This is a genomic window from Citrobacter farmeri (assembly GCF_019048065.1).
Lineage (GTDB): Bacteria > Pseudomonadota > Gammaproteobacteria > Enterobacterales > Enterobacteriaceae > Citrobacter_A > Citrobacter_A farmeri.
The window spans coordinates 2,595,288-2,616,434 of the sequence record NZ_CP077291.1 but is presented as its reverse complement, the minus strand read 5'-3'; the positions used below and the strand labels follow the sequence as shown (position 1 = coordinate 2,616,434).

The 21,147-nt window shown below is 55.7% G+C and carries 22 protein-coding genes; 14 read left to right on the top strand and 8 right to left on the bottom strand.

What is annotated here, in order from left to right:
- Positions 1–15: 15 nt before the first annotated feature.
- Positions 16–585 carry a carboxymuconolactone decarboxylase family protein gene (locus I6L53_RS12300; protein ID WP_042319442.1) on the top strand — a complete coding sequence of 190 codons (570 nt, stop codon included), beginning with the start codon at positions 16–18 and terminating at the stop codon, positions 583–585.
- The gene (locus I6L53_RS12295; protein WP_042319439.1) at positions 578–1,204 is read left to right on the top strand and encodes a CDP-alcohol phosphatidyltransferase family protein; all 627 of its coding nucleotides are present in this window, start codon (positions 578–580) and stop codon (positions 1,202–1,204) included. The genes I6L53_RS12300 and I6L53_RS12295 overlap by 8 nt, the downstream gene beginning before the upstream one ends.
- Before the next feature lie 2 nt (positions 1,205–1,206).
- On the opposite strand, the gene I6L53_RS12290 is transcribed toward I6L53_RS12295, so the two are convergent.
- From I6L53_RS12290 to xthA, 6 genes are all read right to left on the bottom strand, one after another.
- Positions 1,207–2,514 carry a rhodanese-like domain-containing protein gene (locus tag I6L53_RS12290; RefSeq protein ID WP_042319436.1) on the bottom strand — a complete coding sequence of 436 codons (1,308 nt, stop codon included), beginning with the start codon at positions 2,512–2,514 and terminating at the stop codon, positions 1,207–1,209.
- Positions 2,515–2,601: 87 nt separating this feature from the next.
- Positions 2,602–3,234, bottom strand: coding sequence for an ATP-binding cassette domain-containing protein (locus tag I6L53_RS12285; RefSeq protein WP_042319434.1), 633 nt, complete (start codon positions 3,232–3,234; stop codon positions 2,602–2,604).
- Positions 3,234–4,769, bottom strand: a complete 1,536-nt coding sequence (locus I6L53_RS12280) for an ABC transporter permease family protein (protein ID WP_042319432.1) — start codon at positions 4,767–4,769, stop codon at positions 3,234–3,236. Before I6L53_RS12280 ends, I6L53_RS12285 begins: the two co-directional genes overlap by 1 nt.
- On the bottom strand, positions 4,742–5,908 hold the full coding sequence (locus tag I6L53_RS12275) for an ABC transporter substrate-binding protein (RefSeq protein ID WP_378078064.1): 1,167 nt from the start codon (positions 5,906–5,908) through the stop codon (positions 4,742–4,744). Before I6L53_RS12275 ends, I6L53_RS12280 begins: the two co-directional genes overlap by 28 nt.
- Positions 5,908–6,582 (bottom strand): TVP38/TMEM64 family protein, encoded by a 675-nt coding sequence (locus I6L53_RS12270; protein WP_042319430.1) that lies wholly within the window; start codon positions 6,580–6,582, stop codon positions 5,908–5,910. The genes I6L53_RS12275 and I6L53_RS12270 overlap by 1 nt, the downstream gene beginning before the upstream one ends.
- Before the next feature lie 9 nt (positions 6,583–6,591).
- Positions 6,592–7,398 carry an exodeoxyribonuclease III gene (gene xthA / locus I6L53_RS12265; protein ID WP_042320061.1) on the bottom strand — a complete coding sequence of 269 codons (807 nt, stop codon included), beginning with the start codon at positions 7,396–7,398 and terminating at the stop codon, positions 6,592–6,594.
- Between the two features lie 445 nt (positions 7,399–7,843).
- On the opposite strand from xthA, the gene astC reads away from it, so the two are divergent.
- The 7 genes from astC (at position 7,844) to ves (ending at position 15,445) form a co-directional block, all read left to right on the top strand.
- Entirely contained in the window at positions 7,844–9,064 is a 1,221-nt protein-coding gene (gene astC / locus I6L53_RS12260) for a succinylornithine/acetylornithine transaminase (protein ID WP_042319427.1), read from the top strand.
- Positions 9,061–10,095 carry an arginine N-succinyltransferase gene (gene astA, locus I6L53_RS12255; RefSeq protein ID WP_042319426.1) on the top strand — a complete coding sequence of 345 codons (1,035 nt, stop codon included), beginning with the start codon at positions 9,061–9,063 and terminating at the stop codon, positions 10,093–10,095. Before astC ends, astA begins: the two co-directional genes overlap by 4 nt.
- Positions 10,092–11,570, top strand: a complete 1,479-nt coding sequence (astD, locus tag I6L53_RS12250) for a succinylglutamate-semialdehyde dehydrogenase (protein WP_042319425.1) — start codon at positions 10,092–10,094, stop codon at positions 11,568–11,570. The genes astA and astD overlap by 4 nt, the downstream gene beginning before the upstream one ends.
- Positions 11,567–12,910 carry an N-succinylarginine dihydrolase gene (gene astB, locus I6L53_RS12245; RefSeq protein ID WP_042319423.1) on the top strand — a complete coding sequence of 448 codons (1,344 nt, stop codon included), beginning with the start codon at positions 11,567–11,569 and terminating at the stop codon, positions 12,908–12,910. The genes astD and astB overlap by 4 nt, the downstream gene beginning before the upstream one ends.
- Entirely contained in the window at positions 12,903–13,871 is a 969-nt protein-coding gene (gene astE, locus I6L53_RS12240) for a succinylglutamate desuccinylase (RefSeq protein ID WP_042319421.1), read from the top strand. The genes astB and astE overlap by 8 nt, the downstream gene beginning before the upstream one ends.
- A 346-nt stretch (positions 13,872–14,217) precedes the next feature.
- On the top strand, positions 14,218–14,703 hold the full coding sequence (gene spy / locus I6L53_RS12235) for an ATP-independent periplasmic protein-refolding chaperone Spy (protein ID WP_042319419.1): 486 nt from the start codon (positions 14,218–14,220) through the stop codon (positions 14,701–14,703).
- 166 nt (positions 14,704–14,869) lie between these two features.
- Positions 14,870–15,445, top strand: coding sequence for an environmental stress-induced protein Ves (gene ves, locus I6L53_RS12230; RefSeq protein WP_042319417.1), 576 nt, complete (start codon positions 14,870–14,872; stop codon positions 15,443–15,445).
- On the opposite strand, the gene cho is transcribed toward ves, so the two are convergent.
- Positions 15,405–16,319, bottom strand: a complete 915-nt coding sequence (cho, locus tag I6L53_RS12225) for an excinuclease Cho (RefSeq protein WP_084196590.1) — start codon at positions 16,317–16,319, stop codon at positions 15,405–15,407. The genes ves and cho overlap by 41 nt on opposite strands.
- A gap of 93 nt (positions 16,320–16,412) precedes the next feature.
- Entirely contained in the window at positions 16,413–17,240 is an 828-nt protein-coding gene (gene nadE, locus I6L53_RS12220; protein WP_042319415.1) for an ammonia-dependent NAD(+) synthetase, read from the bottom strand.
- A 218-nt stretch (positions 17,241–17,458) separates the two neighbouring features.
- Between nadE and osmE the strand changes: the two genes are divergently transcribed.
- From osmE to chbR, 5 genes are all read left to right on the top strand, one after another.
- Positions 17,459–17,797, top strand: coding sequence for an osmotically-inducible lipoprotein OsmE (gene osmE / locus I6L53_RS12215; RefSeq protein WP_042319412.1), 339 nt, complete (start codon positions 17,459–17,461; stop codon positions 17,795–17,797).
- A 302-nt stretch (positions 17,798–18,099) separates the two neighbouring features.
- A complete protein-coding gene (chbB, locus tag I6L53_RS12210) occupies positions 18,100–18,420 on the top strand; it encodes a PTS N,N'-diacetylchitobiose transporter subunit IIB (protein WP_042319411.1) in 321 nt (106 codons plus the stop codon).
- A gap of 81 nt (positions 18,421–18,501) precedes the next feature.
- Complete coding sequence (gene chbC, locus I6L53_RS12205) at positions 18,502–19,860, top strand: PTS N,N'-diacetylchitobiose transporter subunit IIC (protein ID WP_042319409.1); 1,359 nt, start codon at positions 18,502–18,504, stop codon at positions 19,858–19,860.
- A 52-nt stretch (positions 19,861–19,912) separates the two neighbouring features.
- Complete coding sequence (gene chbA / locus I6L53_RS12200) at positions 19,913–20,260, top strand: PTS N,N'-diacetylchitobiose transporter subunit IIA (RefSeq protein WP_042319408.1); 348 nt, start codon at positions 19,913–19,915, stop codon at positions 20,258–20,260.
- A 10-nt stretch (positions 20,261–20,270) separates the two neighbouring features.
- Positions 20,271–21,113 (top strand): transcriptional regulator ChbR, encoded by an 843-nt coding sequence (gene chbR / locus I6L53_RS12195; RefSeq protein ID WP_080949887.1) that lies wholly within the window; start codon positions 20,271–20,273, stop codon positions 21,111–21,113.
- Positions 21,114–21,147 lie beyond the last annotated feature (34 nt).

Sequence of the window (21,147 nt, the reverse complement as noted above, 5' to 3'; positions counted from 1 at the left end):
TCCCAGGAGTCTCCCTTGAACGATCCGCAATCGTGGGTAACACCGCTGACCCGCCTCCCTGTCGCTCTTAAACCTCTCGTGATGACGCAAAAAAAACACTACGGCGAGGTATTACATCCGACACGCTGGTGGGGGCGAGTGCCATTTTTGTTCTGGCTGGTGGCGCTGTTTGTGGGTTTTCTCGAACGCAAACGCGCCCGTTTAACGCCGGTGATGCGGGCGCTACTGATGACACGCGTATCGCAAGTCTGCCATTGTGCATTTTGCGTGGACGCCAACAGTTTGCGGCTGGCAGAGCGCTGCGGTGCGATGGAAAAAGTGCTGGCAGTGGCGAACTGGCAGGTATCGTCGCTTTTTACGACACAAGAGCGTGTTGCGCTGGCTTATGCCGACGCGGTGACCGCCACGCCGCCGCAGGTCGACGATGTCCTGAAAGCGCAAATGAAGCAGCATTTCAGCGATGATGTCATTAGTGAGATGACCGCGCTGCTGGCTTTCCAGAACCTTTCGGCGCGTTTTAATGCCGCGCTGGACATTCCTTCTCAGGGACTGTGCGACAGTCTCAAAGGAGCGCCGCGTGCTTGACCGGCATCTGCATCCGCGGCTTAAACCGCTGCTTCACCGCTGCGCAGGCGCGCTCGACAGACCGGGGATTTCCCCGGACGGACTGACGCTCATTGGTTTCGCCCTTGGCGTACTGGCGTTGCCGTTTCTGGCTCTGGGCTGGTATCTGGCGGCGCTGGCGGCGATTGTCCTGAACCGACTACTGGATGGCCTTGACGGCGCGCTGGCGCGACGCCGGGGACTCACCGATGCGGGCGGCTTTCTCGATATTGCGCTCGATTTTTTGTTTTACGCGCTGGTGCCGTTTGGCTTCATTCTGGCCGATCCGTCGCATAACGCGCTGGCGGGGAGCTGGCTGTTGTTTGCGTTTATCGGCACCGGCAGCAGTTTTCTCGCCTTTGCCGCGCTGGCCGCTAAGCACAATATTGATAACCCCGGCTACGCGCATAAATCGTTTTACTATCTGGGTGGATTGACGGAGGGAACGGAAACGATCGCACTCTTTGTGCTCGGCTGTCTTTTCCCGGCGTACTTTGCCGTGCTGGCGTGGATCTTCGGCGCACTGTGCTGGATGACAACCCTGACGCGCGTCTGGAGTGGCTATCTGACGCTGAAAGGACTTCAGCGTCAGAAGGGGTAAGATTATTTGCTGCTGTCCGGACCGCGTTCGCCTGTGGAGACCGGGTTTTTCGGATCGCTGCTCCACTCGTACCAACCGCCGTCATAAACAGAGACGTTCTTCCAGCCCATCGCCCGGGCGTACATAAACGTCTCTGACGCACGCCAGCCGGTGCCACAGTAAAAGGCGACCTGCTGATCCGGCAGAATGTGCCACTGCTTCCACATTGCGGCGATATCCTCCGCGCTGCGCATGGTGCCGTCCGGGTTATGGAAATCTTCCATGTGGGTCGAGTCGCTGCCGGCATGCCCCCAACGCGCACCGGCAATTTCACCTTTTGGCTTGATGTAGCTGTATCCGCTGGTGGTGCCGATAAATTCCGGCCAGGAACGAATACTAACCAGCGACGCGTCCTGGCGGTGCAACAACCCACGAGCCTGTTCCATATCAAGCATCAATTGCGGCTGCGCCGGAATGGTCACGCCAAAATCGGGCTCAGGTTTGACCTTCGCAGGAGTACCACGCTCGACCGGCAACCCGGCGTCGGACCAGGTTTGCCAGCCACCGTCGAGCAGACGAACGTCCTTCACCCCGGCATACAGCATGATTTGCGCCACCCGAGCTGCCGCGTAAACATCGCGACCATACAGGATAACCGTCGTGTCGTGACGAATACCGTGTTTCGCCAGCATCGCCTGCAGACTGGCGTCGGAGACTTTATTCCACAGCGGTTCGCTTTCCACTTCGTTGGTGTCGATGTAATCCGCCCCCGGAATATGGCTGAGCAGATAAAATTTCGGCGCGCCCCAGGCGGCTTCAATCACTTTCCAGTCACCGGCAGGTTTCGCGGTCACCTCTTTACCCTGTTGCAGGTCATGCAGCCACTGCGGATAAACCAGCTGTTCGAAATGCGGCAGTCGTTGCAGACGGGCCGGATCCTGCAGCGCGTCGCTCAGCGTAGCAACCTGTTGCAGCCCCGCCTTTTGCAGACGGCTTTTCACCGCCTGCACGTCACTGTCGCTGCCGTACACCGCGACAGGGGCGTCGGATTTCAGTTGATGCTGTTGGATCCAGGCGTTGAGCTGTTCGTCACTCATGTTGTCGAGCCAGCGTGCGGAGAGGTTCAGGGCGGAGGGTTCATGTCCGGAAGGGCCGTTTAACGATTGCGGCCAGCCATTGTAGAACGCGCTTGCGCGGGTATCGATAGCCGTGCCTTGTTTTTGCGCCAGTTGTTTGAAATTGAGTGCCTGCGCCATATCAGCGGCCCAGGTGGAAGCGCAAGCGAGCCCTAAAGCCAGTGCCAGCGCGGTCATTTGAGAAACACGTTTCATCGAATTGCCCGACGTTGAGATAAGGTGGCGCCATTCTGTGCTCGCTGTAGCGGAAAAACTTTGCGTTAACGCAGTATGTAGGTAATTTCACGCCGCGGGAGATAACTGCAAAACAAAGCCGCCAGGCGGAATATCCTGCGCATCATGCGTCACCTGAACGACAGGAATGTCCAGTCGTCGCACTTCGGCGAAGACCCACTGGCGAAAGTCTGCCCGCCTGTCAGTATCCAGACGGCTGAACGGTTCGTCCAGCAGCAACGTTCTGGGTTGCGCCAGCAGGGCGCGAAGCAGTGCGACCCGCGCGCGCTGACCGCCGGACAGCGTGGCAGGATCGCGAGAAGAGAATCCCGCCATCCCCGCGCGTTCAAGCGCGTGATGAACCGCATCATGCCGCGCAGCGCCTTTCAGACTGGCGGGAAGCGCTAACAGCAGATTTTGTCCCACCGTAAAGTGATCAAACAGCAAGGCATCCTGAAATAAAATGCCGGTCTGCCGTTGGGCCGTAGGGAGCGTATCCAGACGTTGCTCATCCCGCCACAGTTCACCGCTGGCGTGCAGTGGCGATGTCAGCGCGCCCACCATCCACGCCAGTAGTGAAGACTTGCCGCAGCCGGAGGGACCCATCAATGTGACAATGTCACCTTTCGCGACATCGAAGGTGAGCGGGCCGAACAACGGGGTTTGGTTAAGAAACAGAGTAAGATGGCGAACGGTGAGCATTAGCGCAACCCTCGTCGGCAGTGGCCGACCCATGATGAAAGCCCGGCCATCAGCGCGAACACTAACAGCGGTAACAGCAATTGCCAGAGTGCCTGCGCGGCCAGAATACCTGTGCTGCCACCGCTGCTGAGGGCGACGGCTTCCGTCGTCAGCGTCGGAAAACGGCCTGCACCCAGCCACAGTGTCGGCATATACTGCGCGATACTGACGGAGAAACCCACCGCCAGCGCCACCAGTGCAGGACGCAAAATCTGCGGGCATTTTACGGTGTAAAAGATTTTCACCCGCGACCAACCCAGCGTCCGGGCAATCAGCAGCAGTCGGGGATCGATGCGTTGCCAGGCCGGTTTCAGAACGAACAACATCCACGGCACTACCCACAGCAGATGCCCCCAGACGATCGTGGCAAACTGACCGTCCTGTTCAAGGTGTAGCGCTAGTGCATATTGCCCCATTACCAGCGGCAGCGCCGGGAGGAGGATCGGCAGCCAGACCCAACGATGTCCGCGCTGCGGTCCCCATTCCAGCCATAGCAGCAAGATGAACAACCCCAGCATGCTGGCGGCCAGCCCTGCCACGACGCTGTGGATTAACGCCCCGAGATTGAGCGCTGATTGCCGGGCGAGAAGAAGCAATAATACCGTGCACAGCACGCCCGTTGCGGGGAGCGACAGAGACAGCGCTTTCCCCGTCACGGATGGGACAGCGTGTTGACGTACGCCGCTGATGTCGGGAAGCGTGCGTTGCCAACAGCGCCAGAGCAGGTAACCCGCGAGAGTAAAAAGGGCGAGTAGCGCCAGTAAAAGCAGGCTTGCCAGCGCGCCTTTGACCTGCTGTTCACTGTCCCCTTGACTGAGCCACTGCCAGGAGAGAACCGCCAGCGTCGGCGGATTACCGGGACCAAGGATAATGGCAACATCTACCGCCGACATCGTCCACGCCACGACGGCCAGCATCACAATACCCAGCCCGGGGGCGATGGCAGGCAATAACAACCAGCAGAGCGCCTGTCGGCGGCTGTAGCCCAGCGAATCCAGGACGATGACTTGCTGAGCCAGCCGTTTCTCACTCAGTAGAATCGATAAAATCCACAGCACGAAAGCGCTCTCTTTCACCGCCAGCGTCACGCCCAGCCCAATGCCGTAGCGATCGAGCGCGGGAGAGAGATACGGCAGCGCGCGCCAGAGCAGTCCGCCTTCGGCGAAAAGCAGCAGAGCCGCGCTGGCAAATGCGACATGAGGAATGGCTAACAGCCACGGCAGGCGGGTAGTCAGTCGTCGCCAGCGTAGGCCGGGCCAGAGCGCCACCACAATGGATAGCGCAATAAAAAGCGAACCAGCGGTAGCGACGAACACCGAAACCACGGTTGCCAGCAGCGCCTGCGGTAGCTGAGGATCGGCAAAAAGCGCCTGCCAGTTCGCCAGCGACAGCGACGGGGCGATCAGCAACGCGCTGGCAGGCAGTACTGGCGCGTAAATCGCCGCCATGCACAGCCAGGCCAGAAGCGTTAGCGCGACCCGTAGCGGCGCAGCCATTCTTGCTCCAGGGCGTTAACCCAGGCCGCATGAGGTTCAGGCAGGACGGCGGGCAGGCCGTCCGGAATGCGTGTTTCCAGCGCCGCCTGTTGAGCGGCAGGCAGTTTTTTCGCATCCAGTACCGACGGGTCGCCCCAGAATGTCGGGTCGGCCTTACGCAACTGCGCGTCAGGAGAGAGCAGGAAGTTGGCGACCAGCTTGGCCCCGGCGCTGGCGCGGGCGTTAGCAGGAATAGTGACAAAGTGAACGTTGCCAATCATTCCGCCGGTAAAACCAAAGCTATAGCTGCTCTTCGGCAATTCACCGCTGGCGACTTTTTGCTGAGCGTGGGCGGGGTTAAAGGTTAACGACAGGCGCAGCGTCCCGCCGTTGAGCAATGCGTCCATTCGTGCCGGAGATGGCGGGAAATCCCTGCCTTCACGCCACAGCGCTGGATGCAGCGCGTCAAGGTAGCGCCACAGCGGCCCGGTCACCCGCGCGAAGGTGGCGCTATCCGGTGCGACGGTAAGCGCGTGCGGCTCGTCAGTAAGCGAGATCAATAACTGCTCCAGAAACGCCGTGCCGGTAAAGTCTGGCGGGCGCGGGTAGCTGACGGTGCCTGGATGCGCCCGGGCAAATGCCAACAGCGCCTGCGGACTTTGCGGAGGTTGTGGCGTCACGACGCTGTCCGCGATAAACGTCAACTGCGCGCCGCCCCAGGGTGATTCAGCCCCGTCAGTGGGAATGGAGAAATCTTCACGTACCGGTTTTTGCGTGTCGACATAGCGCCAGTTGGGCAGCGTTTCCGCCCACTGGGTCTGCAACAATCCCGCCTCTTTTAACGTGCGGAAGTTTTCGCCGTTAACCCACAGCAGGTCGACAGAGCCGCCGGTTTTCCGCCCCGCGGCGGCTTCCGTCTGAATACGCTTCACGGCATCAGCTGCATCGGCGAGACGGACGATTTTAAGGTCGACGGCATAGTGCGTTTTCATCTCGCCGCTGACCCAGTCAAGGTACTGGTTAATGGCGCTGTCACCGCCCCAGGCGTTGAACCAGACGGTCTGGCCTTTGGCTTCATCTTTGATCTGCTGCCAGCTCTGTTCAGCGTGGCTCTGAGCGGTCAGCAACAGGCCTGCAAGTAGTAATCCCCAGCGCATCATTACTCCTGAAAAAAACGTGTTACCAGCCATCGGGAGGCCAGCGGTAATAATCCCAACAGGGCGAAAGCGACCAGCATCTCGGGAGAGACAATGTCACGTAGGGAGGTTAACTGGCTTAACTGGCGTCCGGCATTCAGATAGACCACGGTGGCAGGCAGCATCCCTAACTGACTGACCCACCAGTAACGGCGCACGCCAACGGCGGTGAGACCGGCCAGCAGGTTGACGACAACGAACGGGAACAGTGGCATCAGGCGTAGCGCAAAGAGGTAAAAAGCACCGTCTCGCGCCATCCCGTTATTCACCGTTGCCATATGTCGGGCAAAACGCTGCGACACCCAGTCACGCAGCAGGTAACGACTGGTGAGCATGGCGAGCGTCGCGCCCAACGTTGAGGCAAAAGAGACCAGTAACGTACCTTGCCAGAGACCAAACAGCGCGCCGCCGAGCAGCGTCAGCAGTGCCGCGCCAGGAATCGACAGCGCCGCAATGGCGGTATAGAGCAGAAAATAGAGACTGGCACTGAGAAAAGGGGACTGGCGTTGCCAGTCCGCCAGCAGTGAATGATTGTGCTTAAGCGTCTCCAGCGTGAGCAGGCCGGGGGGCAACGTCCAGAGTACCCCGGCGAGACAGAAGATCAGTGCGCCTGTTAGCCCTATCTTTCTGGCGTTCACGACTGAGCATCAAACCTTAAACGTTGCCCACACCGGCGCATGGTCAGACGGTTTTTCCATACTGCGAATTTCGTAGTCAATACCGGTTTCCACACAGCGTTCCGCCAGCGGATTGCTTGCCAGTAACAGATCGATACGCAGCCCACGGTTATCATCGAACCCCTTCGAGCGATAATCAAACCACGAGAATTTGTCGATGGTTTCCGGGTGTGCATGGCGGAAGGTGTCAACCAGACCCCAGCCCATCAGACGGTCCATCCATTCACGCTCTTCCGGCAGGAATGAACACTTGCCGGTGCGCAGCCAGCGCTTGCGGTTCTCTTCGCCAATGCCGATGTCCCGATCGGACGGGCTGATATTCATATCGCCCATGATCAGTACCGGGTTGTCGCGCTGCAGTTCGTTGTCGAGATAGTGTTGTAAGTTCTGATAAAACTGCGCTTTGGCCGGGAACTTAATCGGATGGTCGCGGCTTTCGCCCTGTGGAAAATAGCCGTTGATCACCGTCAGGTTACCCAGTGGAGAGGGGATCTCCGCCATGATGATGCGGCGCTGAGCCTCTTCGCCATCATCGGGAAAACCCCGACGCACAGCGATTGGCGTCTCTTTGGTCAGCAACGCCACGCCATAGTGGCCTTTCTGACCGTGATAGAACACGTTGTAACCGAGTCTGGCGACATCCTCGAGCGGGAACATGTCGTCGTGAACTTTTGTCTCCTGCAGGCCAATGACATCGGGTTGGTGTTTTTCGACGATGGCTGCCAGTTGATGAGGTCTGGCGCGCAGGCCGTTGATATTAAAAGAGACAAATTTCATAGTCGCTGCCACTTTGCTGGATGAATAGTGCATGGATGGTAGCAGAATTTCCGCAGACTGACTGCCCATAATGGTGAGATTCCGGCAATGAGTGCGAATGGTGTTAACAATGGGGCAACGTTTGCCCTGTTTTAGGGCAGAGTGCGTCAGAATGGCGCAGAAATTTCCTGTAAATTTCGTATAGGATCACATTTCCAGAATTATATTTTGCCTGTGCATAATATTGCGGTTTTTCCTCTATTTACTCCTCTTTCATGCAAACATATTCACTTTATATGCACGCATAGTGAATAAAGATGGGTTGTAACTTATTGATTTCTCGTCTGTGGCAACCATTTATGCATTTTTTCCGCTGGCTGGCATGAAGACTGCAATCTACATTTACAGCGCAAACACTACTATTTATTAACATATAAATAACCTTTTATTTACCGATGAGGTCGCTATGTCTCAGCCAATTACGCGTGAAAATTTTGATGAATGGATGATGCCCGTCTATGCGCCAGCACCTTTTATTCCGGTTCGTGGCGAAGGTTCACGCTTGTGGGATCAGCAGGGTAAAGAGTATATCGATTTCGCGGGAGGCATTGCGGTGAATGCGCTGGGACACGCGCATCCGGAATTACGTGAAGCACTGAATATACAGGCGAGCAAATTCTGGCATACCGGCAACGGCTATACCAACGAGCCGGCGCTGCGACTGGCGAAAAAGTTAATCGACGCCACCTTTGCCGATCGCATCTTCTTTTGCAACTCCGGTGCAGAGGCCAACGAGGCGGCGCTGAAACTGGCGCGCAAATATGCGCACGACCACCATGGCAGTAATAAAAGCGGCATCGTAGCATTTAAGAATGCCTTTCATGGTCGTACGCTTTTCACCGTGAGTGCCGGGGGACAGCCCGCCTATTCACAGGATTTCGCGCCGCTGCCACCGGAGATCCGCCACGCCGTCTACAACGACATTAACTCTGCCAGCACGCTGATTGACGATTCCACCTGTGCGGTGATCGTTGAGCCGATGCAAGGGGAAGGCGGCGTGCTGCCCGCCACTCAGGCCTTCCTGCAAGGGCTGCGCGAGCTGTGCGATCGACATAATGCGCTGCTGATTTTTGATGAAGTGCAGACCGGCGTAGGCCGTACCGGTGAACTGTACGCTTATATGCACTACGGCGTTACGCCGGATCTACTGACCACCGCCAAGGCGTTGGGTGGCGGCTTCCCGATCGGTGCGCTGCTGGCCAGTGAAAAATGCGCCAGCGTCATGACCGTCGGAACGCACGGCACCACCTATGGCGGTAACCCACTGGCAACCGCCGTCGCCGGAAAATTACTCGATATCGTCAATACGCCCGCGATGCTGAATGGCGTGAAACAGCGTCATGACTGGTTCGTTGAGCGTCTGAACGCTATCAATCTGCACACCGGCTTGTTCAGTGAAATTCGTGGACTGGGTCTGCTGATTGGCTGCGTGCTGAACGATAAGTTTGCAGGCAAAGCGAAGCTGATTGCTCAGGAAGCGGCAAAAATGGGGGTGATGGTACTGATCGCGGGTGGAAACGTGGTGCGTTTCGCTCCGGCGCTGAACGTTACCCAGGAAGAGGTGGCTACCGGCCTCGACCGTTTTGCGCTTGCCTGCGAACAGATTACAGCTGGAGGTTCATCATGATGGTGATCCGTCCTATTGAGCACGCAGATATTAGCGCGCTGATGCAACTGGCCAGTAAAACCGGCGGCGGGCTGACCTCGCTGCCGGCTAATGAAGCCACGCTGGCGGCGCGTATCGACCGCTCCCTGAAAACCTGGCGGGGCGAATTGCCGAAAAGTGAACAGGGTTATGTCTTTGTGCTGGAGGATCTGGATACGGGCACCGTGGCGGGGATTTGTGCTATCGAAGTCGCCGTAGGGCTCAACGATCCCTGGTACAACTATCGTGTCGGGACGCAGGTGCATGCTTCAAAAGAGCTGAACGTCTATAACGCGCTGCCGACGCTGTTCCTCAGTAACGATCACACTGGCTGCAGCGAACTGTGCACGCTGTTCCTCGACCCCGACTGGCGAAAAGAGGGCAACGGCTACCTGCTGTCCAAATCGCGATTTATGTTTATGGCGGCGTTTCGCGACCGTTTTAATGAAAAGGTAGTCGCGGAAATGCGCGGCGTGATCGACGAACACGGTTATTCCCCGTTCTGGCAAAGCCTGGGGAAACGCTTTTTCTCGATGGAGTTCTCCCGGGCGGATTTTCTCTGCGGTACCGGGCAGAAAGCGTTTATCGCTGAACTGATGCCGAAGCATCCAATTTATACCCACTTTCTCTCCGACGAAGCGCAGGCGGTGATTGGCGAAGTTCATCCGCAAACCGCTCCGGCGCGAGCCGTACTGGAGAAAGAAGGGTTCCGCTATCGCAATTACATCGACATTTTCGACGGCGGCCCAACGCTGGAGTGTGACATCGACCGGGTGCGGGCGATCCGCAAAAGTCGGCTGATTGACGTTGCCGAAGGGCAACCCGCGACCGGCGATTTCCCGGCTTGCCTGGTGGCGAATGAAAACTACCATCACTTCCGCGTCATGCTGGTGCGCGCCGATCCGAATACACAACGTCTGGTGCTAACCGCTGCACAACTGGATGCCCTGAAATGTCGCGCGGGAGATCGGGTTCGCTTTGTCCGTCTCTGTGCAGAGGAGAAAACGCTATGACTTTATGGATTAACGGCGACTGGGTGACCGGTCAGGGTGAACGTCGGGTGAAAAGAGATCCGGTTCAGGGGGATATACTCTGGGAAGGCCACGATGCCGATGCCGCGCAGGTGATGCAGGCGGCGCGCGCCGCGCGCGCGGCTTTTCCAGCCTGGGCCCGACGTCCTTTCAGCGAGCGCCAGGCAATCGTCGAAAAATTCGCCGGGCTGCTGGAAAGTAATAAAGCGGATCTGACCGCCATTATTGCCCGTGAAACCGGTAAGCCGCGCTGGGAAGCGGTGACGGAAGTGACGGCGATGATGAACAAAATCGCCATTTCCGTTAAAGCGTATCATGCCCGTACCGGCGAGCAACAGAGTGAATTACCCGACGGCGCGGCGACGCTTCGCCACCGGCCGCATGGCGTGCTGGCGGTGTTTGGTCCGTATAACTTTCCGGGACATCTGCCGAACGGGCACATTGTGCCAGCGCTGTTGGCGGGTAACACCTTACTCTTCAAGCCGAGCGAACTGACGCCGTGGACCGGGGAGGCGGTGATCCGACTCTGGGAACAGGCTGGTTTACCGCACGGGGTGCTGAATCTGTTGCAGGGTGGGCGGGAAACGGGGCAGGCGCTGAGCGCGCTGGACGCTCTCGACGGGTTGCTGTTTACCGGCAGCGCGAATACGGGCTATCAACTGCATCGCCAGCTTGCCGGACAACCGGAAAAAATCCTTGCCCTCGAAATGGGCGGCAACAACCCGTTGATTATTGAGGAGCCAGCGGATATTGATGCGGCGGTGCACCTGACTATTCAGTCCGCGTTTATCACGGCTGGACAGCGTTGTACCTGCGCCCGTCGGCTGTTGGTGAAAAAAGGTCCACAGGGCGATGCGTTTCTTGCGCGACTGGTGGATGTCAGCCAGCGCATCCAGCCAGGCCGCTGGGACGATGATCCGCAGCCGTTTATTGGCGGGCTTATCTCCGAACAGGCGGCGCGTCATGTGTTTGACGCCTGGCAACAACGTGAGTCGCTCGGCGGGCAGACGCTGCTGGCACCGCGTCTGCTCCAGGCTGGCACTTCGCTGTTATCGCCGGGCATTATTGAACTGACGGGCGTGGCAAATCTTCCCGATGAAGAGGTCTTTGGCCCGCTGCTCGGCGTCTGGCGCTATGAACGCTTCGACGAGGCGATCGCGATGGCCAACAACACTCGCTTTGGGCTGTCCTGTGGACTGGTCTCGCCTGACCGCGCGCAGTTCGACCAGCTACTGCTGGAGGCGCGTGCGGGGATCGTTAACTGGAATAAACCGTTAACCGGTGCCGCCAGCACCGCGCCGTTCGGCGGCGTTGGGGCTTCCGGTAACCATCGCGCCAGTGCCTGGTATGCCGCCGATTATTGTGCCTGGCCGATGGCGAGTCTGGAATCCCCGGCGTTGACGCTGCCAGCAACGTTGAGTCCTGGCCTTGATTTCTCGCGTGAGGAGTCCGTATGAAAGCACGCGAGGTCAACTTCGATGGACTGGTGGGGCTGACACACCATTATGCCGGGTTATCGTTCGGCAACGAAGCGTCTACCCGTCATCGCTTTCAGGTTTCGAATCCGCGTCTGGCGGCGAAGCAGGGGCTGCTTAAGATGAAGGCGCTGGCGGATGCCGGGTATCCGCAGGCGGTGATCCCACCGCATGAGCGGCCTTTTATTCCTGCATTGCGCCAGCTGGGGTTTAGCGGTAGCGATGAACAGGTGATTGAGAAAGTGGCGCGTCAGGCGCCGCACTGGCTCTCCAGCGTTAGCTCCGCATCGCCGATGTGGGTGGCAAACGCGGCGACGGTCGCACCGTCGGCGGATACGCTGGATGGCAAAGTACATCTGACGGTCGCCAACCTCAATAACAAATTTCATCGTTCACTCGAGGCACCCACTACAGAAGCGCTGCTGCGGGCAATTTTTCGTGATGAACGCTATTTCGCGGTGCATTCCGCGTTGCCACAGGTAGCGATGCTCGGCGACGAAGGCGCCGCTAACCATAATCGTCTCGGTGGCGAGTATGGCGAGCCAGGGACGCAGCTCTTTGTCTACGGACGTGAAGAGGGCGGCAATACGCGACCTTCCCGCTATCCGGCGCGTCAAACCCGTGAGGCCAGCGAGGCGGTGGCGCGCCTGAATCAGGTGAATCCGCAGCAGTGTGTTTTTGCCCAGCAGCACCCGGAGGTTATCGACCTCGGCGTGTTTCACAACGATGTGATTGCGGTCTCAAACCGGGAAGTCCTGTTCTGCCATGAGCAGTCCTTCGCGAAACAGAACGACGTCATGGATCAGCTGCGTGCCCGGGTGCCCGGTTTCACCCCGATTGTGGTGCCGACTGCGGAAGTGTCGGTGCCGGATGCAGTCGCGACGTATCTGTTTAACAGCCAATTGTTGAGTCGCGATAACGGTTCGATGATGCTGGTTCTGCCACAGGAGTGTCGTGAACATGCGGGCGTGTGGCGTTATCTGACGAACCTGCTGGAAGCCGATAACCCGATCCGTGACATGCGGGTATTTGACCTGCGCGAAAGTATGTCAAACGGCGGGGGGCCGGCCTGTCTGCGACTACGGGTGGTGTTAACCGATGAAGAACGCCAGGCGGTTAATCCGGCCGTGATGATGAATGACGTGCTGTTTAATGCGCTCAACGACTGGGTGGACCGCTACTATCGCGACCGCCTGACCGCCGCGGATCTTGCCGATCCGCAGCTGCTGCGTGAAGGGCGCGAAGCGCTGGATACACTGACACAACTGTTGCAGCTTGGCTCTGTCTATCCGTTTCAGCAATCGGGAGGCGGTCATGGATGATTTTCTCGCCGCCACGCTGGCAGACACGGTGCCGGAGGTTCGGGAAGGTGGCAGGGCGGGCTTTCGCTGGCGCTGGATTAGCGCCGGTATTCTCGAACTTACGCCCGTCACTGCGACCGATCGCGCACTGGTGATCTCTGCCGGGATCCACGGCAACGAAACCGCGCCGGTGGAGATGCTTAATACGCTGCTGATGGCGCTGTCGACGGGGGAAATTACGCTACGCTGGCGACTGCTGGTGATCCTCGGCAACCCGCAGGCGCTGGCAGACGGCAAGCGCTACTGCCACAGCGATTTGAATCGGATGTTTGGCGGGCGCTGGCAACTTTTTGCCGAAAGCGGCGAGACGCAGCGCGCACGTCAGCTTGAACACTGCCTGGAAGATTTCTTTGCGACGGGCACGGAGTCGATTCGCTGGCATCTGGATCTGCATACTGCTATTCGCGGCTCTCACCATTTGCGCTTTGGCGTGTTGCCCCAGCGACCCATCCCCTGGGATGAGGCATTTCTCGGCTGGCTGGGGGCCGCAGGGCTGGAAGCGCTGGTGTTCCATCAAACGCCGGGGGGCACTTTTACCCACTTTAGCGCTGAGCACTTCGGCGCGCTTGCCTGCACGCTGGAGTTGGGCAAAGCCTTGCCGTTCGGTCACAACGATCTTCGCCAGTTTGCCCCGACGTCTGCCGCACTGACCTGTTTACTGACGGGACAAATTGACCAGGCCGACGGCACCCCACCTGTCCGCTATCAGGTCGCGTCGCAGATCACCCGGCGCAGCGATGCGTTTGTGCTGCACATGGACAGCCAGACGCTCAACTTCACCCCATTTACCGCAGGGACGCTGCTGGCGGAAGATGGCGCCGAGCGTTTTGTCGTTACCCATGACGTAGAATATGTTCTATTTCCCAATCCCGGCGTGGCGTTGGGATTACGTGCAGGCCTGATGCTGGAGAAAATAAGCTAACGTATTTCCCGCAGGTGTGAGCCTGTGGGTTTTATTTTTTTTCATGCGTCAGAAAATTAATCCGGATTATTCCTGGTGAACTGCTTTATTTATCATCACCGCTCAGGTATAGTTTTTCATATTCCCTGCAAAATCATGCTGTTGTCATTTTCTCTTTCAACTCTTCGCAATAATTTCTTTTTTTCTCCACAATTGGTGAAAAAATGTTTTTTACACTTTCATTGTTTTACCGATGCTCTGACTAATTGACGATTAAGTCGTTAAAGTTAATCTCGTCAACACGGCACTGCACTTCTTCGGAGGTGACAAGATAGCCGTAAAATAACTGAAAGGAAGGATAAAGATTATGCGTAAATTAACTGCACTGATTGTTGCCTCTGGCCTGGCGCTGGGCGCTGCGAACCTGGCTCATGCTGCGGATACCACCGCCGCCGCGCCGGCAGACGCCAAACCGATGATGCAGCATAAAGGTAAGTTTGGGCCACATCATGACATGATGTTTAAAGACCTGAATCTGACCGATGCGCAGAAACAGCAGATCCGCGAGATCATGAAAGACAAGCGTGACCAGATGAAGCGTCCGCCTGTTGAAGAACGCCGCGCAATGCACGACATTATCGCCAGCGACACCTTCGATAAAGCGAAGGCAGAAGCGCAGATTGCGAAGATGGAAGAGCAGCGCAAAGCCAACATGCTGGCGCACATGGAAACGCAGAATAAGATCTACAACATTCTGACCCCGGAACAGAAAAAACAGTTTAATGCCAATTTTGAGAAGCGTCTGACAGAACGTCCGGCGCGTGACGGTAAAATGCCTGTACCTGCTGAGTAATCGCTTAGCAGATCTATTCGAAGACCGCCGGTCTTGTCCATCCTCTCAATGGAGGCGATGGACAGGATCGGCGGTTTTTTCTTTTCAGACCCTAAGGAAAATCCTCGTGGCTGCCGATAACGACGTTGTGCTTTATTATGCCGCATGATGTTTATCAGGAGCGATGATGGAATATTTTGATATCCGCAAGATGCCGGTCAATCTCTGGCGTAACGGCGCTGGTGAAACGCGTGAAATTTGCTGTTTTCCTCCGGCGACGCGTGACTTTCACTGGCGTGCCAGCATTGCTTCTATTGCCGGTAATGGCGAATTTTCGCTTTTTCCCGGAATTGAACGGGTGATCACTCTGCTGGAAGGCAGCGAAGTGACGCTGGAAAGTCAGGGGGCGTTCAGCCACACCCTCAGGCAGCATCAGCCGTTTACCTTTGCCGGTGAGCGCGTTGTGAAAGCCAAACTCACGGAAGGGCAGATGTCGATGGATTTTAATATCATGACCCGACGCGACTCCTGCCAGGCGAAAGTTCGGGTGGCCGATCGCACCTTCACGACGTTTGGCTCGCGCGGCGGCGTGGTGTTTGTCATTAGCGGGGCCTGGCAGTTGGGCGATAAGCTACTGACTGCCGATCAGGGCGCCTGCTGGCACGACGGAAAACATACGCTCCGGCTGCTGAAAGCGGAAGGGAAACTCTTGTTTAGCGAGATTACCTGGCTGCATGGGCATTCCCCGGATTCAGTTCAATAATCTCACAGGTTCCGGAAACGAGCGGTTTACAGAGAATTTTGTAACCGTCATGATCAAAACCGGCCGGCGTTTGTACCAGGGTTGCCGCATCCTCCAGCGTATCAACTGCTCCCAGCCACAGCCAGTTGTTAATGACGTGGTACTGCGTCATCTGCTCACGACTCTCTTTGAGCGCAATGGCGCTTTTCCATGGCCAGCAGGTTACGCGTAGTTTATCCAGCGATGCCAGCAAACGGGCGTCGTGTTCCTGCGGGCTCTCTTTGCCACAGCACACGCCAGCACAGCGTTTTAGCGCGGAGCGAAAACAGGCGCGGTTGCGACTCAGGGGTTCAAGGCCCAACCGCCCGTAACACAATTTTTGTTCGTCAGCGAGTGACTGCAAGGTGGCAAGCGCGGCGCGGCGGTTGGCAAAAAGACCGAACAGATCTGGCGCGTGGGAGAAATCAACGTCGCGCGCATAGACGACATCGACTTTCCCATCCCTGAGCGTTAACGCGCAGAGCTGGCGGTTGCGCCGCAGGCGTTTATTAAAAAGCGGCTGTTGCTCTTTGATCAGTCGCGCCTCGAGTAATAGCGCGCCGATTTCACCGGCGGTACCAATCCAGGAAATACGTCGGGACTGTCGCAGCATGGCTGCCTCATCCGCCGTACGTAAATGCGACAATACCCGACTGCGGATATTGACACTTTTACCAATGTAGAGCGGCAGGGTGTCGCTTTCGCTGTGAAACAGATAAACACCGGGCACAGCCGGGAGCGAATCCAGGAAAGGGCGCAGATGTTCGGGATATTCGTAAACGACTGCTGCTTCAGGCTCAGAACGAAGAACGGATTGACGCTGTGGCACTGTAAACTCCGGGTGCTGGTTATTCATCCAGTATAGCAGCGCATTTACGATTAAAAAAGAGAGGGCGCAGGCGATGGCGGCGCGGGAGCCGGATGGCGTTGCCATCCGGCTGATTCATTCTTACTGTTTCCAGAAGTTATCAAATACGGTGATCGGCGGTCGGCGCTTATGCTCCGTCTTCAGATACCAGCCTTCAATGATTTTGGCGATGGCGGCATCCACCGCTTTTCCTTCCAGATAGTCATCAATGTTTTCATAGGTCACGCCCAGCGCGGCTTCATCCGGCAGAGAAGGGCGGTCGTCTTCGAGATCGGCGGTGGGCGCTTTCTTATAAAGGTGCTCCGGGCAACCTAATGTCGCCAGCAGTTGTTTCCCCTGGCGCTTGTTGAGGCGAAACAGCGGGTTAATATCCGTACCACCGTCGCCGTACTTGGTAAAGAAACCGGTAATGGCCTCTGCCGCATGATCGGTGCCAACCACCACGCCGCTGGTCATCCCCGCGATACTGTACTGCGCCTTCATGCGTTCACGGGCTTTTTCGTTGCCACGAACGAAATCGCTCAGTTCAATACCGGCCTCACGTAGAGCCTGTTCGCTCGCCAGCACTGCACCTTTGATATTGACGGTCAACACGCGGTCCGGCTGGATAAAGTCGATGGCGTCCTGACAATCCTGCTCATCAGCCTGAACGCCATAGGGCAGACGAACGGCGATAAATTGCAGCGCATCGTTACCGGTCCCGGCACGCAGTTCGTTGATGGCGGTCTGGCAAAGTTTGCCCGCCAGCGTTGAGTCTTGTCCCCCGCTGATGCCCAGCACCAGGCTTTTCAGGAAGGGATAGCGTTGCAGATACGCTTTCAGGAAATCCACGCTGCGGCGAATTTCCTCTTCTGGATTAATGTGCGGTTTTGCGCCAAGCGCTTTGATGATCTCTTGTTGCAGAGTCATTTACCCCCTCCCAATATAAAAAGAATAAAGTCAGACCGTCTTTAAGCTAACCCTTTGCTGTGTAAACGACAAGAGAACACAGGCTGAGTGGCGCTTAAAACGACATCCTGCCGCCTGAACGGAATCTGGCAAAATATTCGCGTGCTAAGCGTTAGCTTGAAAAATTACAGATTCTATTCCAGGCTTATATAACATGCTGATTAGAAAGAGGATGAAAAATGAACAGGACTATTGCAGGAATTTTCAGTGCAGCAGCAGTATTAACAATGCTTGCAGGGTGTACGGCCTACGATCGTACTAAAGACCAATTTGTCCAGCCTGTGGTCAAAGATGTGAAAAAAGGCATGAGCCGCGCGCAGGTTGCACAGATTGCCGGGAAACCGTCGTCTGAGGTGAGCATGATCCATGCTCGCGGTACCTGTCAGACCTACATCCTGGGTCAACGTGATGGTAAAGCTGAAACCTATTTCGTGGCGCTGGATGATACCGGCCATGTTATCAATTCAGGCTACCAGAGCTGCGCTGAGTACGACACGGACCCGCAGGCAGCGAAGTAACAATAACTGTCTATTGCCTGAACAACTCAACGAACCGGCCATTGCGCCGGTTTTTTTGTAACGGAGATGATCTTATTTATTGATGCGAATTATTTGCCCGAAGTGTGAGGGGTGTCATAACACCAGGTCAATGAGAGACAATTTAGTTGGTCAAGGAAATACCATCCGCGGGTGCGATGCCGTATACTCATTTCAGACACAGAAATAAGTTTTTCGGTTACGCAGGTTGTCCAGAGCATAGATGCAGGTTGAGACTTGCGGCGTGTCTGGTTGACAGATAATCGCACATGAGGAAGGTCTGAATGGAAAAGAAACACATTTATCTGTTTTGCTCTGCGGGTATGTCTACCTCTTTGTTAGTGTCAAAGATGCGCGCGCAGGCGGAAAAGTATGAAGTCCCGGTTATTATTGAAGCATTCCCGGAAACCCTTGCCGGAGAAAAAGGACCGAATGCCGATGTTGTATTATTGGGTCCACAAATTGGTTATATGTTGCCCGAAATTCAGCGTTTGTTACCAAACAAACCTGTAGAAGTGATTGACTCGCTGCTGTATGGCAAAGTCGATGGTTTAGGCGTGCTTAAGGCTGCTGTTGCAGCAATTAAAAAAGCCGCTGCAAATTAATATTTTAAATTTTCCCGTCAAAGAGTTATTTCATTTACATATACCGCAGTAATTAATTGCGGTTTTTAAGGGTATTTTTCTATGAGTAACGTCATTGCTTCACTTGAAAAGGTACTCCTTCCTTTTGCTGTCAAAATAGGAAAGCAGCCACACGTTAATGCAATCAAAAACGGCTTTATTCGTTTAATGCCATTAACCCTCGCGGGGGCCATGTTTGTATTAATCAATAACGTTTTCCTGAGCTTTGGGGAGGGGTCGTTTTTTTATTCCCTCGGTATTCGGCTGGATGCATCAACCATTGAAAATCTCAATAGTCTGAAAGGCATCGGCGGAAACGTTTATAACGGTACGCTGGGTATTATGTCGCTGATGGCACCATTCTTTATCGGTATGGCGCTGGCAGAAGAACGTAAAGTCGACGCCCTGGCGGCCGGTCTGTTATCCGTTGCGGCCTTTATGACCGTCACGCCATACAGCGTGGGTGAAGCCTATGCCGTCGGGGCGAACTGGCTGGGCGGCGCGAATATCATTTCCGGTATTATTATCGGTCTGGTCGTCGCGGAAATGTTTACTTTCATTGTTCATCGCAACTGGGTAATTAAATTGCCTGATAGCGTACCAGCATCCGTCTCCCGTTCATTCTCAGCATTGATTCCGGGCTTTATTATCCTCTCGATTATGGGGATCATCGCCTGGGCGTTAACGACCTGGGGAACGAACTTCCACCAGATTATTATGGATACCATCTCTACACCGCTGGCATCGCTGGGCAGTGTGGTTGGCTGGGCGTACGTGCTTTTTGTTCCGCTGCTGTGGTTCTTCGGTATCCACGGTTCCCTGGCGCTGACGGCGCTCGACAGCGGCATCATGACGCCGTGGGCGCTGGAAAACATCGCAATCTATCAGCAATACGGTTCGGTCGATGCGGCCCTGGCTGCGGGTAAGACGTTCCACGTCTGGGCCAAGCCGATGCTTGACTCCTATATCTTCCTCGGCGGCAGCGGCGCAACGCTGGGTCTGATCCTTGCCATCTTTATCGCTTCCCGCCGTGCGGATTATCGTCAGGTGGCGAAACTGGCACTGCCATCCGGCATCTTCCAGATTAACGAACCGATTCTGTTTGGTCTGCCGATCATCATGAACCCGGTAATGTTCATCCCGTTCATTCTGGTACAACCGATTCTGGCCGCGATTACGCTGATTGCTTACTATCTGGGCATCATTCCGCCAATTACCAACATTGCGCCGTGGACCATGCCAACCGGGTTGGGGGCCTTCTTTAATACCAACGGCAGCGTTGCTGCTCTGCTGGTCGCCTTGTTCAACCTTGGGATTGCGACGCTGATTTACCTGCCGTTCGTCGTGGTCGCGAACAAAGCGCAGAACACTATCGACAAGGAAGAGAGCGAAGAAGATATCGCTAATGCACTGAAATTCTAAGTTTAACCCGGCATGTGACGACACATGCCGGGCCGTCAAAGAGGAATGATTTATGATGGATCTCGATAATATTACCGATACCCAGACCGAAGCCGAAGAGCTCGAAGAAGTGGTGATGGGGCTTATCATCAACTCCGGGCAGGCGCGTAGCCTGGCTTACGCGGCGTTAAAACAGGCGAAGCAGGGTGACTTCGACGCAGCGAAAGCGATGATGGAACAGTCACGCATGGCGCTGAATGAGGCCCATTTGGTGCAGACGAAACTGATTGAAGGCGATCAGGGCGAAGGTAAAATGAAAGTCAGTCTGGTACTGGTTCACGCGCAGGATCACCTGATGACGTCAATGCTGGCACGCGAACTGGTGACAGAGTTGATTGAGCTTCATGAGAAGCTGAAATAGTAAGGAGTTGATGATGCAACTACAGGCTACCGCACCGGAAATCACCATTGCCCGTGAACAGCAGTTGTTTAACGGTAAGAATTTCCATGTCTTTATCTACAATAAGACAGAGAGCGCCTGCGGACTGCATCAGCACGATTACTATGAATTCACGCTGGTGCTCACGGGGCGCTATTACCAGGAGATCAACGGCAAACGCGTGCTGCTTGAACGGGGTGATTTTGTGTTTGTCCCGCTCGGTTCGCACCATCAGAGCTTCTACGAGTTCGGCGCGACGCGTATTCTCAACGTTGGCATCAGTAAACGTTTTTTTGAACAGCACTATAGCCCGCTCATGCCGTTCTGTTTCGTGGCATCGCAGGTCTATCGCACCAACAGCGCTTTTTTAACCTATGTCGAGACGGTTATCGCGTCGCTCAACTTTCGCGATACCGGACTGGAAGAGTTTGTTGAAGTGGTCACCTTCTACATTATCAACCGCCTGCGTCATTATCGTGAAGAACAGGTTCTTGATGATATTCCGCAGTGGCTGAAAGCCACCGTGGAAACGATGCACAATAAAGCGCAGTTTGGTGAGAATGCTCTGGAGAATATGGTTTCCCTGTCCGCAAAATCTCAGGAATACCTGACGCGAGCGACCCAGCGGTATTACAGCAAAACGCCAATGCAATTGATTAATGAAATTCGCATCAACTTTGCCAAGAAACAACTGGAGATGACGAACTACTCCGTAACAGATATTGCCTATGAAGCGGGGTACAGTAGTCCAAGTCTGTTTATTAAGACGTTTAAAAAAATGACGTCATTTACGCCTAATAGCTACAGAAAAAAACTCACGCAATATAATCAGTAATTATTTTACTCAACAACCAGGTTTACGCTTGCCC